At 56.9% G+C, this 13,780-nt stretch carries 15 protein-coding genes; 9 read left to right on the top strand and 6 right to left on the bottom strand.

All coding sequences use genetic code 11. The annotated features are described in order from the left end of the window. Positions 1–7 precede the first annotated feature (7 nt). The 3 genes from SLH47_RS20395 to SLH47_RS20385 all read right to left on the bottom strand — a co-directional run bounded on the left by SLH47_RS20395 (position 8) and on the right by SLH47_RS20385 (position 3,810). Positions 8–1,747 (bottom strand): iron ABC transporter permease, encoded by a 1,740-nt coding sequence (locus SLH47_RS20395; RefSeq protein WP_320242184.1) that lies wholly within the window; start codon positions 1,745–1,747, stop codon positions 8–10. Positions 1,748–1,828: 81 nt separating this feature from the next. Then, positions 1,829–2,950 (bottom strand): hypothetical protein, encoded by a 1,122-nt coding sequence (locus SLH47_RS20390; RefSeq protein WP_320242182.1) that lies wholly within the window; start codon positions 2,948–2,950, stop codon positions 1,829–1,831. A 23-nt stretch (positions 2,951–2,973) separates the two neighbouring features. Further along, positions 2,974–3,810, bottom strand: a complete 837-nt coding sequence (locus SLH47_RS20385; RefSeq protein ID WP_320242180.1) for a MurR/RpiR family transcriptional regulator — start codon at positions 3,808–3,810, stop codon at positions 2,974–2,976. A 129-nt stretch (positions 3,811–3,939) separates the two neighbouring features. Between SLH47_RS20385 and SLH47_RS20380 the strand changes: the two genes are divergently transcribed. Further along, the gene (locus SLH47_RS20380; RefSeq protein WP_320242382.1) at positions 3,940–4,275 is read left to right on the top strand and encodes an isocitrate/isopropylmalate family dehydrogenase; all 336 of its coding nucleotides are present in this window, start codon (positions 3,940–3,942) and stop codon (positions 4,273–4,275) included. 151 nt (positions 4,276–4,426) lie between these two features. On the opposite strand, the gene SLH47_RS20375 is transcribed toward SLH47_RS20380, so the two are convergent. After that, positions 4,427–5,344: a LysR family transcriptional regulator gene (locus tag SLH47_RS20375; RefSeq protein ID WP_320242178.1), complete on the bottom strand. Its 918-nt coding sequence runs from the start codon at positions 5,342–5,344 to the stop codon at positions 4,427–4,429. 102 nt (positions 5,345–5,446) lie between these two features. Between SLH47_RS20375 and SLH47_RS20370 the strand changes: the two genes are divergently transcribed. Next, positions 5,447–6,217, top strand: coding sequence for an SDR family NAD(P)-dependent oxidoreductase (locus SLH47_RS20370; protein ID WP_320242176.1), 771 nt, complete (start codon positions 5,447–5,449; stop codon positions 6,215–6,217). Positions 6,218–6,243: 26 nt separating this feature from the next. Further along, entirely contained in the window at positions 6,244–7,104 is an 861-nt protein-coding gene (locus SLH47_RS20365) for an SDR family oxidoreductase (RefSeq protein ID WP_320242174.1), read from the top strand. A gap of 316 nt (positions 7,105–7,420) precedes the next feature. Here the strand turns inward: SLH47_RS20365 and SLH47_RS20360 are convergent, their stop codons facing one another. Then, complete coding sequence (locus SLH47_RS20360) at positions 7,421–7,879, bottom strand: SRPBCC domain-containing protein (RefSeq protein WP_320242172.1); 459 nt, start codon at positions 7,877–7,879, stop codon at positions 7,421–7,423. A 20-nt stretch (positions 7,880–7,899) separates the two neighbouring features. Then, complete coding sequence (locus SLH47_RS20355; RefSeq protein WP_320242170.1) at positions 7,900–8,559, bottom strand: glutathione S-transferase family protein; 660 nt, start codon at positions 8,557–8,559, stop codon at positions 7,900–7,902. A 113-nt stretch (positions 8,560–8,672) separates the two neighbouring features. Between SLH47_RS20355 and SLH47_RS20350 the strand changes: the two genes are divergently transcribed. The 6 genes from SLH47_RS20350 to SLH47_RS20325 all read left to right on the top strand — a co-directional run bounded on the left by SLH47_RS20350 (position 8,673) and on the right by SLH47_RS20325 (position 13,724). Next, entirely contained in the window at positions 8,673–9,029 is a 357-nt protein-coding gene (locus SLH47_RS20350; RefSeq protein ID WP_320242168.1) for a helix-turn-helix domain-containing protein, read from the top strand. Between the two features lie 486 nt (positions 9,030–9,515). Continuing rightward, positions 9,516–9,884, top strand: coding sequence for a VOC family protein (locus SLH47_RS20345; protein ID WP_320242166.1), 369 nt, complete (start codon positions 9,516–9,518; stop codon positions 9,882–9,884). A 222-nt stretch (positions 9,885–10,106) separates the two neighbouring features. Next, a complete protein-coding gene (locus SLH47_RS20340) occupies positions 10,107–10,994 on the top strand; it encodes a LysR family transcriptional regulator (RefSeq protein WP_320242164.1) in 888 nt (295 codons plus the stop codon). 62 nt (positions 10,995–11,056) lie between these two features. Then, positions 11,057–11,791 carry a DUF1499 domain-containing protein gene (locus tag SLH47_RS20335; protein ID WP_320242162.1) on the top strand — a complete coding sequence of 245 codons (735 nt, stop codon included), beginning with the start codon at positions 11,057–11,059 and terminating at the stop codon, positions 11,789–11,791. Then, positions 11,788–12,816 carry a zinc-binding dehydrogenase gene (locus tag SLH47_RS20330; protein WP_320242161.1) on the top strand — a complete coding sequence of 343 codons (1,029 nt, stop codon included), beginning with the start codon at positions 11,788–11,790 and terminating at the stop codon, positions 12,814–12,816. The genes SLH47_RS20335 and SLH47_RS20330 overlap by 4 nt, the downstream gene beginning before the upstream one ends. After that, positions 12,813–13,724: a serine hydrolase domain-containing protein gene (locus tag SLH47_RS20325; RefSeq protein ID WP_320242159.1), complete on the top strand. Its 912-nt coding sequence runs from the start codon at positions 12,813–12,815 to the stop codon at positions 13,722–13,724. Before SLH47_RS20330 ends, SLH47_RS20325 begins: the two co-directional genes overlap by 4 nt. Positions 13,725–13,780 lie beyond the last annotated feature (56 nt).

Below are 13,780 nucleotides of genomic sequence, written 5' to 3'. Positions count from 1 at the left end.
GACCCTTCTAGTTCTGCAGCCAGGGTTGGGATTTGGATTGCAGCCGGTTGGCAAACAGTGACGCGGCGATGGAGATGAACAGGATGACGACCGTGATGGCGTTGGCGAATTGCCCAAAGCCTTCTGAGGCATACCGATAGGCCACGACCGACAGGACAGGCATGGTGGGCGTAAAGAGCAGGACGACCAGCGACAGATCACGGACGATCTTGACGAAAATCAGGATGCCTCCCGCCGCTAGGCCGCGAATGGCCAGTGGCACCGTGATGGCAAAAAGCCTGCGGGCAAAGCTGGCACCCGTGATGCGCGCGCTCTCCTCCAGTTCGCCTCCCACCTGCTGGATCACAGCGCGTCCTGTCTGGACAGAGAACGGCAACAGATACGCTGTGCCAGCGATGACCAAGAGTACGAAGGTTCCGTATAGCGCCGGAAACGGCCCGATGGGGGCTCCCAGATAGGCGATGTAAGCTGCGCCAAAGGCGATGCCGGGCACGAGAAGCGGCAGGAAGCTGATTTGGGTGATGGCGGCAGAAGCCCACCCTTCGCGGTAGCGTGCTGTCGTGTACGAGGCCAGAAGCCCCACGAACATGCCGGTGAAGGCCACAGCCAACCCAAGGCCCAACGTAACCGTCAGCGCCCGGACGATGTCTTCGTTGTAGGCGATGCCCGGAATGCCTTGCGCGAAGGACGGATCACTCTGTCCCAGCCAATAGTGAAGCGTCCAGTTGGAGAAGAGATTGGCCGACGATGGCGCGAGACTAGATGCCGTCAGCACGATGACGGGCACGACGGTTGAGCTGACCAGAATAGCCATTGCCAGGACAAAGAGCGGCCAACGGGCACCGCGCAGATCGAATCGTTTTGCGCGCCCGCCTTTGCCAGTGATCGTAGCGTAGGACCGGCGGCCCGACACGACCCGGTTGCCGGCCCAGAGGAAGACGCCCGAGATCAGTACCAGCAGGATACCGATCACATAGCCGCGCTCCACCTGACCGACTTCGATCATGCCAAAGAGGCGGGTCGATAGGGTTTGCATCCGGACGGGCAGGCCGAGGAGTGCGGGTGTGGCAAAGTTCGATACAGCGCCCGCGAAACAGAGCGACCCGGCAGCCACCAGCGCCGGTGTCGTCACCGGAAGGATGATCCCCAACAGGATGCGCCGCCCCTTCGCCCCCGCAATCTGCGCGGCCTCGACAAGATCGGAGTTCACCGTTGCGAGGGCCGCCGCAATGATCGTGAAGGCGAGGCTGAAGTAATGCAACGTCAACACGATCAGTGTCGGCACCATGCCCCATGCCAGCCAGTCGGGGATGTCGAACCCGAGGCCCTGCAGCCACCCAACCTGCCCGCCGACGCGGTCGTTGCGAAACAGCGACCCCCAAGCCAGAGCCGCCGCGAATGACGGGATCATAAATGGCAGGGTCGCCATGACGCCGATGGTCTTCCGAAACGGCACGTTCGTCATCACCACAAGCCAAGCCAGAAATCCGCCGAGCAGCACACATCCCGTTGCCACGACCACGCCGATCAACAGCGTATTGATCAAAGGTTTGTAGAATAAGTTTGTCGACAATCGACCGGTCAGCACATCAGACCACGCAATGATCGTGTCAGGCTGAAGCGTGAACATCACCGTTCTGATCAGCGGCAGCACGATCAGGGCAATCAGCAGAGCGAGCACGACCGCCTTTAGCACCGTGCCTTGTTGCAACTGCACACGCCGTCCTTGCATGGCTACGTTCGCCATCGAGTTCATCCTTGGTTCGCGAAGTGAGGATAGCGGACAGGCAGACGTGTCGCCACGCCCGCCCCAGCGGGGAGTATGCGGTTACTGCAGCGTCAGGATCAGATCGCCAATCTCGGCGCGGATCGTGGCCGTCTCCGCCGGTGTAATCCGCCAGGCGGTGAAGTCGTCGAGCGGCACCGCGTCGGGATGTGGCGGAATGTCGGTGCGGGTCACGTAGTCCCCCGCGACATAGAACGGTGCGAGACCCGGCCCGCCGACATCGCTTTCGTCGCCCATCAGGAAGTCAATCGCAAGGCGCGCTGCCGCCGGGTTGTCCGGCTCAGACGCCAGTGCCAACACGGCAGGAAAGATGATGCCCGGAGCAGGTTCAACAGCATTGGCGACTTGGAGTGCCCAGCCTTCTTCCTCATTGTCACGGCGATCGGAGTAGCTTGTGAAGCCAACCGGCGGATTGTCCTGACCCAATGCGCCGACCGCGGCGTTCACTTCGTCCGTCGAGCCCACCAGGATGAGGTCGTTGGCAAACAGGTCGCCGATGAACTTCTCGCCCGCGTTGGCCGCACCACCGAGGTCGATCGCACTTCCGAACTGAGCCTCATAAGCCGCCGCCATCTCGTCCGAGCGCAGGACAATCTCCGTCATCAGGTCAAGATAATCACCACGTTGCAAAGGGTCGACCATCACCACACGACCGCGCCACTCATCGGTGGTCAGTTCCCAGAGGCTATCGACAGGAGCACCGTCAGGATTGGCTTCCTCGTTATACATCAGCACTTTGGTCGATAGACGCTGCGCCAATAGTGGGCTCTTGTACTGGTCCGGCACCCGGTCGGCCACGCGCCGTGGCACGTAGGGTGCAATGATTCCGGTTTGCAGCAACTCGGTCAGCACGACCGGCGTGTCCGAGATGTAAATGACGTCTGCGTTGGTGACACCTGCCTGCGCTTCGGCCTTCAGCCGGGCGATTTGTTCCGTTGAGGAAATGTCGAACCCTTGCAGGTCGATTCCGGGATAGGCCTCTTCAAAGGCTGTTTCGACCCGCCCGATCCGGCTGGTGAAGGAGTACACCGTCACTGTGCCTTCGTCCTGCGCCAGCGGCAGCAACTCCTCCGGTCCCATCTCATTTAGGTGTCCGCCGGCCATCGCAGCCGTAGACATGAGAATACCTATCGCGCCGAGGCGCGTTGTGTTCAGAACCTTCATGTGATCCTCCCTTGGGTTCCTCTTTATTCGAAACGCTCGATCAACTGTCCTAGCCGATCGAGCTTCTTCAGCGACTCGTCCTTCGCTGTATGCCCGGCAGCGATGACAAGCGCGTTACAGACCGTCATCGGAACGGTCAGAGTCTGGAATGCATCCGGATCTCCGGACCGCGGTGCAGCCAGAATGTGATCGGGGCGGGGCGCCAGAAGCGCGCCCGACTTGCCCGTGATAATGATTGTCCTCGCACCAGCTTCCTTCGCGGTTTCGATCAGGGCGGCGTAGCCGCGCGGTGGGCGGCGGAAGGCGAAACTGAGCACGACATCGCCCGCTTCGAGCCCCAGCATCTGCTCGGCCAGACCGCGCGGGTTCGTGTCGAGTTGCTGAACCTCCTTGCCAAAGCGACGGAAGCGTTTGACCATCATCAGCGCCAGAACCTCAGCGTTGCCGTAGCCGTAGATGAAGATCCGATTTGCCTGTATCAGAAGCCCGGCGATCTCGGTGATCTGTTCGGGCTTGATGAATTCTTCGATTCTGGCAAGCGCCTGCGCCTCGTCATGTGCCAGCTTGCCCAGGATTGTGTCGCCGCTGCTTTCGGCGATAGTCTTTTCGAACCGGGTCGCAGTCTCGCGCGTGGCAATGAACTCATCGCGGAGCGCGTCGCGGAATGCCGCATAGCTGTCGAAGCCAAGTTTTTTAGCAAGCCGCGAAGCCGTTGCTTCGTGTACACCGACTGCTTTAGCCAATTCGCCAGCCGTTCCGAGCGCCGCCGAAGTCGGGCTTTCAATAACGTTTTCAACCAGTCGGCGTTCGCTGGGTGTCAGCGTCGCTGCCTGATCCGAGATTTTTTCCAAGAGTGACATGTATAACCCCAAGCCTGCACGTAAGCTTGCACAAATGAATAGCAGGCGCAAGGAATATTGCGGCATTGAGTGAATGCGGAGAGGTCACAAGCTTTCGGCAGTTGGTCCATAGCTTGGCTGATATGACAGATTGGACAGCAACAGAGGGCATGGCCAGACGCCGCGCCGTATGCAAGCGCCGCAAGGTTACTTCGGCGACCAAGTCCAACGGTATCGTTCACACGATGCCGTATTGGGACGGACGCTTCGAGGCCACCAAGCAGCGCCACCCCAAATACCCTTACCGACCAGTTTCACGTAGACATTCTGACTGCGCGCTTCGTCACCAACCTCGACTGGTTTGACGTAGTTGTGGGGCCCAACCTTTTTGGCCACATCCTTTCGGATCTTGGTCCAGCCGTCGCGGGCTCGATCGGGATTGCACCAACGGCTAGCCTAGACCCTACGGGCCGCAGCCCATCTTGATCGATGTTGCTTTGTCCATGAATGCCAGCTTTCAGGAAGTAAGGGTTAGAGCCATGAGGTCGGAGATTTTCAGGATAGACGACGGCATCGCTTGTTCGATCCCATGAAGCTGTTTTTGACATGGTGACCCTAGCCAGTTCGTTGTGATCGATCAGGCTGGCGCGTCTGACGTGATCAGACCTTCGACAGATTTTACACGTTCGGCGACGTGATTGATGAAACTGGATATTCGGGCGGGAACAACGTTGGATGGCTGTCGAACCGCGTAGAGGGGAAGTTGCCGTTGCGTATAATCCGGCAGCACCTGAACGATATCGCCGCGCGCGATATGGGGCGCGAACGCCCAAAGCGGACCACAGTGGATGCCGTGGCCTGCAACTACGGCATTGACCGCAGATCGAACTGCGTTGATCGCAATACCACCGGACCGCTGAACACGCACCGGCACGTTGTCGGGCCCTAACAACCGCAAAGGCTGCTGTCGATTGGTGGGCGAGAAAAACACAAACTCGTGGTCTTGCAGATCTCCCGGATGCCACGGTGTGCCCTTGCGTTTCAGATACCCCGGGGACGCGACAAGAACGCGCGGGACATCTGCCAGTTTCTTGGCGATCAGACGCGAATCCGGCAGCTCGCCAACACGAAGTGCGACATCAATCCCGTTTTGGGTCATATCGACAAAACCGCTGGCCAACACCAGGTCAAACTCGACGTCTGCGAATTTCCTTCGATAGTCCAGAAGCCAGTCGGCCACGAATTCCTGCCCGAAATCGATGGCCGAGGTGACGCGCAGCAGACCGCTTGGCACAAGGTCCTCGCCGCTGACCTCTGCTTCCAGCGCCTCAAGCTGGCCGATGATTGACGACAAGCGTTCGTAATACAGCTGCCCCTGGGCCGTCGCGATTGTCGCGTTTCCCCTTCGTTCAACAAGCTTCGCCCCTAGCCGCTGTTCCAACTGCGCAACCCTCCGCGAAATGCCGGACGGGTCTTGGTCTAGGGCCCGTGCTGCCGCGCGAATGGACCCAAGTTCAACAACTTTCAGAAATGCAACCTCGCAAGCCTTCTTCATTCAGGTGTTGTAGTTTCGTCTACACTGTATTGTCAAATGAACGACTGATGCTGCGAATTTCAATCACTTAGGTTCCTAACAACAGATGAAGGAGCCTTGAAAATGGAAAAGACACTGAACGGAAAAATCGCCCTCGTCACAGGCGGCAGCCGAAACATTGGACGTTTAACAGCGCTGGAACTGGCTGAAAAAGGTGCGGACGTCATCCTGACATATCGCAGTCAGGCGGACGCTGCGGCAACCGTCGTTGCCGAAATCGAAGCCGCGGGAAATCGCGCCAAAGCGTTGCAGGCGGATTTCTCGAGCAGCGCGAACATCCCTGAGTTGGCGACACAAGTCGAGGATACTCTAAGGGACTGGTCGGCCGATGGCTTCGACATCCTGATCAACAACGCGGGTACGCTTCGGATCGGTGGTTTTGAGCAGATCACCGGCGATGATCTGGACGCGATTTATACCACCAACTTCAAGAGCGTTGTGCTTTTGACTCAGGCACTGGCGTCGCAATTGAGAGACGGTGGGCGTATCGTCAACCTCAGCTCCGGTCTAGCAAACGGCGTCTTCCCACCGCTGATTGCGTATGGGCCGCTGAAGGCGGCGTTACAGGCCATGACCCTTTACTGGGCGCAAATCCTTGGTCCACGCCAGATCACCGTGAACGCCGTGGCGCCTGGCGGGCTGGATGACGATTTCAATGCCAGGCTTTTTGACGAGATTATCCCCGGCGCACGCGACTATGTTGCAGGCAATACCGCGCTGGGTCGTGTGGGCCTGCCCGAAGACGTGAGCGGTGTGATCGGTTTCCTCTGCGATCCGAAAGCGGCCTTTGTAACTGGTGCCATCCTCAAGATCGATGGCGGTTTCAAACTTTAATCCCACTCAAAACAGGAGCAATAGACATGACTACGAATGATCACGCTATATCCCGCCGATCCGCCTTGACTGGATTGGGAGTTGCGGCCCTCGCAGGTGCTGCGGCAACGCAGGCACAGGCCCAAGCCACTGTAACCAAACCGCTGGCGGGTAAGGTGGCCATCGTTTCGGGTGCACGTAACAATATGGGCCGGGCGTTTTCAGTCAAACTAGCCGAGATGGGCGCTGATGTTGTCGTTCATTACCACCGCGCGGAAACACGCGACCAGGCAGAAGAAACTGTCCGGCTGGTTGAGGCGCAAGGCGCCCGGGCAGCATTGACCATGGGCGATCTTGGTCAAGCCGAAAACGTAAGGGCCATGTACGAGACGGCCGAGCTGAATTTCGGCGGCGTCGACATCGTTCTGAACAATGCAGGTGCAATTATCAAAAAGCCCTTGGCCGAGTTCACGGATGACGAGTTCGAACGTCTGGATGCGATCAACAATCGCGCCCTGTTCTACAGCCTGCGTGAAGCTGCCACACGCGTCCGTGACGGGGGTCGCATCATCAATACCGGCACATCGCTTCTCGCCGGGGCCGCTCCGGGCTACACCATCTACTCGGGCACCAAGGCGCCAGTTGAAGAATACACCCGCATGCTCGCCAAAGAGTTGGGTCCGAAACGGATTACCGTGAATTCTTTTGCGCCCGGTCCCGTGGACACGCCGTTTTTCCACGATCAGGAAACCGAGCAATCAACGGCTTTTGCCGCGCGCCTGTCGACCGAGCAACGTCTTGGTGTCATCAACGACATCCTGCCCATCGTTGCCTTCCTTGCCAGCCCTGGCTCGCAGTGGGTGAACGGGCAGACCGTTTGGATCAACGGCGGTTATCTGACGCGCTAGTCAATAATTGCCCGGAGGCGTATCCCGCCTCCGGGCTACCAGCCCGCACATTCGCCAAGTCAAGTTGTATGCGCATATCGTCCGCGATCTGAGAATCCGATCTCGACCAGCATATCGCGACCAAAATGGGGTGTTGATTGATGTCATCACGCCTATTCCACCATCCGAGGAATTCTTATCGCAACTTGCGACATAAGCACAAAGGCCGCCATCCCGACGCCAAATAGCTCCCATAGGGAATAGCCTTAGCCCGTGTTTTGCTCTCCAGTGGAGAGGTGCGTAGTCCAAACTGCTTCTCCTCTGCGCAAGACCGGGCTTAACCCTGATGAGGTGAGCCTTTGCCAGTGTCGAGGTACTGCTTGAGGCTACCAAGGAAAAATATATCCCAGCCCGCTTCACAAACAGCATAGCATAGCAAGTCAGGCGTCAGCCCTTGGTGCTGCATCTCAATTCTGGATCCGCCTTCTTGCTCGGTGATTTGCCACAGCACCTTGGTGTTGAGCCACTCGGTTTCGATCTCTTTTGGCTGGCCCTCATGGATGTGCAGGGCATCGACGCAGGTCCATTCGACATTTGTTGGCTGCTGTGTGCTGGTCAACTCGAACGTCCAATATGACACGCCGGGTGGGAAGGTGAATTTCGCGCGATCCCCGATGTTGGTCAGCGGCTGATCGGGTCGGGTCCACCAGTGCGCGACACCCTTGGTCACCGCGTCGAACGCGGCGGAGGCGGATGCCTGGACGTCTATGGATTTTGTATAGCTCGGTGCGGTCATCTTGGTTGTCCTTAAGCAGCTTAGGCCCAATGGGGCGGAAAGGTTGCGGCGACATTTGGAAGGGCTTCGATCCGCCCAACCCAATCCGTAATTTCGGGCGACACCGTCGCCAGGTCCGTCAAGCCAAGCGCTTGCATGATGGTTGGGTTCGTCTCCATCGCCCGTTGGATCAGTCGCACATGGGGAAAGGCCACAGCATCAGCTGCCCCCGGACGTTCACCGGACAGAAATAGGGTATCGGCCAAGATGCCGGTCAGCCGCGCAAGTTCGGATTGGAGCCTTTCGCTGGCGGCTTTTAGGTCATCTGTGGCTTGATCCGCGCCTTGGAAAAAGATGGGCGAAAGCACACCGCTTGTGGCATCTGGCAAATAGTCGAAAATCTCCATGGTCCGCTGCCAGATCAGTGCTGCGTCGTGTGGAGTGCCCCCGAACAAGGGAGCGTCTGGATATTTTCGATCCAGCCAGGCCAGGATGGCAATTGACTGGCTAAGGGTCGTGTCGCCTTCTTTTACGGTCGGGACGGTGCCGCGTGGATTGATGACAAGGTAGGCTTCTGACTTGTGCTCTTTCTGTGCGGCTGACAGCAGGTGGACGTCATAATCGAGGCCCTTGAACGCCATTCCAAGGGCCGCGCGCCATGGACTGGGCGCGCCGCTCACGGTCCAAATTTCCAGGGACATATTCACATTCCTCCGTGGGTGGGTGTTTGCAGAGACATATTCCCCACGGTATGATCCGAAAAGTAGGCAGAATTTTTTGCCATACTATAATAAACCATACTATTGAGAAAAACATGATGCCTGAGACCCTTGCCAACTCAGTTCAAAAGCGTGTTTCAGACGAAAGCGCATGTCCCGCACCACAGGTCATCGGGATGATTGGCGGCAAATGGAAGCTGCTTATTCTGCAGATTCTGATCTTTCAGGGTACCAAACGGTTTGGCGAATTGCGCAAATCCATCGACGGGATCACCCAGACGATGCTGACCAACCAGCTTCGTGCGCTGGAAGCCGATGGGTTGGTGACCCGAAAGGTTTACGCCGAGGTGCCGCCACGGGTTGAATACTCGGCCAGTGCGGATGGCTTGGCGCTAGCCCCTGTGTTCACATCGATGCACGACTGGTGGGTAAACCGTTCAACTGGTTCTTAGCGCCTGATCGACGCGTTCAATATCGGCCTATTACAACGCGTTGGTGCCGACAAGACCATTGGAATCACTTGCCTTGAACAGGGCTACGCCCTGCATCGTTCCACGCACTCGCCGCGAATGATGGCTAGTCGGGTGGCGTGGCAGCATCTGAGATGGGCCCTCAGAGTCGGATTAGGGCGGTCCTTGCCTATCAACTACCGCAACTCACTGGACTGGGATTTGAGAAACGCGGAACAGGTATTCGTCTTTCAACGTCATACCACGCATAAACGTTGGTATTCATGCAGTGACAGGCGGTCTATTAAGGCTCGGGAACCGGACACCAATTTCTTTTCGTTGGAGCCAACGTCAGCGCTTCTTGCAGCATAGCAGAAGACCTTCGGGTTCGACGTTCGCTGCGACTGACGTGACACATAAAACTATCACACGGCGTCTATGAAGCTGTACAAAACTACCGCCGTCAAACTGCAAACTACCAGAGACACCATGATCAACTATGTAACAATCGGCACGACCGATCTTACTGCTTCGGCAGTTTTCTTCGATGCCTTGTTTGGCGCAGTTGGCGGCACCCGCGCGTACACACTCGAACATATGATCGGCTATAGTTTCGGAACAGGTAAACCGATGATCATAGTCACTTACCCCTTTGACGGACGGCCTGCCTCGAATGGCAACGGCACAATGATTGCGCTTAGCGCAAGCGACCACAATCATGTCGATACTGTGCATGCCCTTGCGCTTGAACATGGCGCAACTGACGAAGGCGTTCCTGGACAACGCGGTAAAAACTTCTACGGTGGTTACTTCCGAGATCCAGATGGGAACAAGTTCAACATCAGCATATCGTCCTGACCGGGATGAGGTTTTCCTGTCTGCCTAGCGGGGCTAGGGCGTCTTTGTGGTGTCGTTCGCCGCAGATGCGCTCCGCGAGTTGGCGCCGGGTAATATGGGGTTGGATGTACTCTACGAACCGTCACGCCTCTCATACCGAAGCAAAACCTATACGTTTTTCGATATCAAGCTGCGAACAGACGTTGGTTTTTGTAGAGTGGTGACAAATGTATAACCGACCTCATGAACTGGAATTCGATATCGTTTGACTGGAACCAAGCGCGGGCTTTTCTGGCCGTGGCGGAGGAGCACTCTTTGTCTGCCGCTGCTGAAGTTCTGGGCGTCACGCAGCCCACGATCACCCGGCAGATTGCGGCCCTCGAAAAGGAGCTAAGGGTTGTACTGTTCGAGCGAACGGGAAGATCGGTATCGCTGACGCCAGTGGGGCTGACCCTTCTTGAACATGTACGCACCATGGCCGGTGGTGCGAACATGGTGTCGCTTGCAGCTTCTGGTCAGGCAGAGGACATCGAAGGGTTAGTGCGCATTTCGGCGGCGGACATGACTGCGGCTTACATTCTGCCACCCATTTTGGATCAACTGAAAGACATTGCACCCAAACTCGAGCTTGAGATTCTTGCAGAAAACAAGCTCAGCGATCTGCTTCTTCGAGAAGCCGACATTGCCTTACGACATGCACGACCTGAGCAGCCTGACCTCTTCGCAAAGCTTGTCTGTGAAGACACAGCAAGGTTTTATGCGGTCGCCAAATACACGGAAAACTTTGGCCAGCCGAGGCTGAAAGACGACCCTTCACATCACCAGTTTGTTAGCTTCGGAGATGTCGAAGGCATGCTTGGTCACCTGACAGCACTTGGTCTGACGTTGACAAAACAAAACTTCAGATACGCGTCACAGTCCCAGATTGTTGAGTGGGAAATTGCACGTCACGGGCATGGGATTGCGATCATGACGGACCGGATCGCGTGCAAGTTTTCCGATTTCCAACCTGTCCTGACCGAGATTGAGCCCTTTACAATCTCGACATGGCTGGTTGCACATCGCGAGTTGCAATCCAGCAAGCGGATCCGATTGGTCTTCGATCTTATAGCGGAGAGTTTGTCGCCCTAGCCGCGCAAGCGAACGCCTACCGGCACCTCAAATTCAAACAAATTCGAAGGGAGTTTCGCCCTATGCATCTTGCTGTCTTATTGCCTTACCTGATCATTGTATCAGGCCTTGCTTTGGGAATGGCACGTTTGCGCCCTGCAATGCGACCTTGGGGCATTTGTATAACCGGTGCTCTAAGCGGGCCAGTCATTGTAGCCGCACTTTTCACCGCCAACCAGATGCCCTCGTGGTATCTAGTCGCTGTGTCGGTTGCTCCGTTCGCGGTCGTTTTCGTCATGGTCTTAAGAGACTTGAGCTATCCGCTGATCAACGATGTGACAACTGACGCGCAAAATCCGCCCGTATTCGCTGCTGCTCTTCGCCTGACCGAGAATGCTGGGCGCGATATGACCTATCCTCAGATCTTCAAGGCGAAGGCTCGGAAATCCTACCCATACGTTCGATCGTTGAGGTTAAACGAGTCTGCCGATCGTATCTTTGATAGGATTGTCGATGCTGCAAACCACCAACGCGGATGGCGTGTGCACGATGCAGATGCTGCAAGAAGAACCGTCGAGGCTGAGGCAGTGACGCCGTTCTTGGGATTTGTCGATGACGTTGTCATCCAGGTGAGTGAATGGGACGGCATGACTTGGGTCGATATGCGCTCGAAGTCGCGCGAAGGGCTTGTGGACGCGGGAAAGAATGCAAAACGCATTGCAAGCTTTCTTGAAGACTTGTGCCAGAGCGGTGCGGATTTTCCCGGCCGCGAAAACTCTTCACCCACCATCATCACGCAAAAAGGCGCTTTTTCATGAAACAGAACACATGCAACACCATCGTCGTTCACGGGCGAGGCGGTCCAGAAGTATTGTCTTGGGAACCAATTCCGGTGCGCACGCCGGGTGCCGGCGAAGTCCGCGTTCGCATCGAGGCGGCTGGTGTATCAGGTTACGATCTGATGGTCCGTGGCCATTGGTTTCTGGGGTTTACAAAAACGCCCTATACGCCCGGCGAAGATTTTGTCGGCATTGTGGATGCCGTCGGGCCGGATGTGACCGACTTCAACATAGGCCAAAGGGTTGCTGGCTGGACGTTCGGACAGGGTAGCGGCTACTCCGAGGTGATCATCCGCTCTGCTGAAACGCTGGTTGCGGTGCCGGATGGCGTTGAGCCCGTCACAGCGGCTGCGATCATAACTAACTACCTCACGGCATCGCTTGTACTGGAGAAGACAGCCAAGGTGCGTCCCGGCGAGCGGCTTTTGATCCACGGAGCGGCGGGTGGTCTTGGTTCAGCGCTCATGCAACTGGGAAACCTGGCCAGGTTCGAAATGTTTGGCACCGGGAGCAACAACTCCACTCAATTCATTGCTGAGAACGGCGCTGTCCCGATCAACTACAAAACCGAAAACTTTGTCCATCGTATCCGAGATTTTACCCACGACGGGGTGGATGTCGTGATTGATGTCATTGGCGGACCCCGCCAACTCTGGCGATCAAGCCTATGCCTCAGACGCGGGGGACGGTTGGTCATGCTTGGCATGGCATCCATATACAAAGCCGGTGCTGCAATCATTCCCCTTAGTCTGTTGACCGCCGGTGCTGTGGCGCTTTGGCCAAACGGCGTCAGCGTGCCTATGTCACCAAGCATGTTGAGCTATCCCGCAAAAAACCTTGGCTGGTACAGGGATACGCTGACTGACTTGCTGGAGAACGCCGCTGAGGGCCATCTACGCCCCGCCATTGCTGCAGAGATACCCATGTCAGAGGCATCCCGAGGACATGCGATGCTCGAAGCGGGTGGGCTCGTAGGCAAAGTTGTGTTGACCAACTCAAAATGACGACTGGTCCATACTCGATGAAATCTCAGCCAATATACCACCATTGGATAACTGCCCAAGGCCGTGAGGGCGGGGATAGCCCTTCCGGAGCGTTGTTTCCTTACTGGAGTTTCACAAAGACAGCGATCTCAATTTGCGCGCTCAAACTGGTAGAGGCCTGTTACTTGAGGTTGGACGCTATCGTGCCGGGTCAGCCATTTACCCTTCGTCAGCTGCTTCAGCACACCTCAGGTTTGCCGGACTATGCGCCGCTTAAAACCTACCGTGCTGCGGTCGCCAGAAAGGAGGAACCGTGGTCTCGCCAGGAACTGCTGGAAGCGGCAATGGCACAAGGCATGCTTTTTGATCCTGATGAGGGATGGTCCTATTCCAACATCGGCTACCGGTACGTTCGCGAACTGATTGAAGAGACGACCGGAATGCCAATTGGCAGAGTGATTTCGGACCTTTTGTGTCGGCCCCTGGGTCTGAAGAGCGTGAAGTACTGGGGAACGCCCGAACAAACGGCTTCGCTGAAATGGGAGGCTGCTGACGGCTATGATCCACGTTGGGTTTTTCATGGCTGCCTGATCGGTTCTGCCTCGGATGCAGCGCATCTTTTGCATGCTCTCTTCCATGGTCAGCTGCTTCGTGCCGAGACTTGTCGCGAAATGCTCACGCGGTATGTGATCGGCGGATCAATTCGAGGACGGCCTTGGACGGAGTGTGGTTATGCGCTTGGCCTGATGTCTGGCGACGTAGGCGAGATTGGGCGGGCGATCGGACATTCAGGTGGGGGGCCGTTCAGCGTCAACGCGGTCTACCATTTCCCAGACAGGCCGGACCCCGTCACAGTGGCCTGTTTCGCAAGTGGGGAGGACGAAGGCGTAGCGGAATTCGAGGCCGTCAAGATCGCTCAGGATATCTAAGGCTTGATCATTTTTATAGTTCGCCACAACATCGCTTCGTGACAGTTGAGGCCCAT

Source organism: Cognatiyoonia sp. IB215182 (genome assembly GCF_033963905.1).
GTDB lineage: Bacteria > Pseudomonadota > Alphaproteobacteria > Rhodobacterales > Rhodobacteraceae > Yoonia.
This window is presented reverse-complemented; position numbering and strand designations above follow the sequence as displayed.

Bases quoted from the DNA above. Each gene is read 5' to 3' on its own strand.
- SLH47_RS20330 (WP_320242161.1), top strand. From the start codon at position 11,788: ATGAAACAGAACACATGCAACACCATCGTCGTTCACGGGCGAGGCGGT.
- SLH47_RS20395 (WP_320242184.1), bottom strand. From the start codon at position 1,747: ATGGCGAACGTAGCCATGCAAGGACGGCGTGTGCAGTTGCAACAAGGC.
- SLH47_RS20325 (WP_320242159.1), top strand. From the start codon at position 12,813: ATGACGACTGGTCCATACTCGATGAAATCTCAGCCAATATACCACCAT.
- SLH47_RS20370 (WP_320242176.1), top strand. From the start codon at position 5,447: ATGGAAAAGACACTGAACGGAAAAATCGCCCTCGTCACAGGCGGCAGC.
- SLH47_RS20360 (WP_320242172.1), bottom strand. From the start codon at position 7,879: ATGACCGCACCGAGCTATACAAAATCCATAGACGTCCAGGCATCCGCC.
- SLH47_RS20385 (WP_320242180.1), bottom strand. From the start codon at position 3,810: ATGTCACTCTTGGAAAAAATCTCGGATCAGGCAGCGACGCTGACACCC.
- SLH47_RS20390 (WP_320242182.1), bottom strand. From the start codon at position 2,950: ATGAAGGTTCTGAACACAACGCGCCTCGGCGCGATAGGTATTCTCATG.
- SLH47_RS20345 (WP_320242166.1), top strand. From the start codon at position 9,516: ATGATCAACTATGTAACAATCGGCACGACCGATCTTACTGCTTCGGCA.
- SLH47_RS20335 (WP_320242162.1), top strand. From the start codon at position 11,057: ATGCATCTTGCTGTCTTATTGCCTTACCTGATCATTGTATCAGGCCTT.
- SLH47_RS20340 (WP_320242164.1), top strand. From the start codon at position 10,107: ATGAACTGGAATTCGATATCGTTTGACTGGAACCAAGCGCGGGCTTTT.
- SLH47_RS20375 (WP_320242178.1), bottom strand. From the start codon at position 5,344: ATGAAGAAGGCTTGCGAGGTTGCATTTCTGAAAGTTGTTGAACTTGGG.
- SLH47_RS20365 (WP_320242174.1), top strand. From the start codon at position 6,244: ATGACTACGAATGATCACGCTATATCCCGCCGATCCGCCTTGACTGGA.
- SLH47_RS20355 (WP_320242170.1), bottom strand. From the start codon at position 8,559: ATGTCCCTGGAAATTTGGACCGTGAGCGGCGCGCCCAGTCCATGGCGC.
- SLH47_RS20350 (WP_320242168.1), top strand. From the start codon at position 8,673: ATGATGCCTGAGACCCTTGCCAACTCAGTTCAAAAGCGTGTTTCAGAC.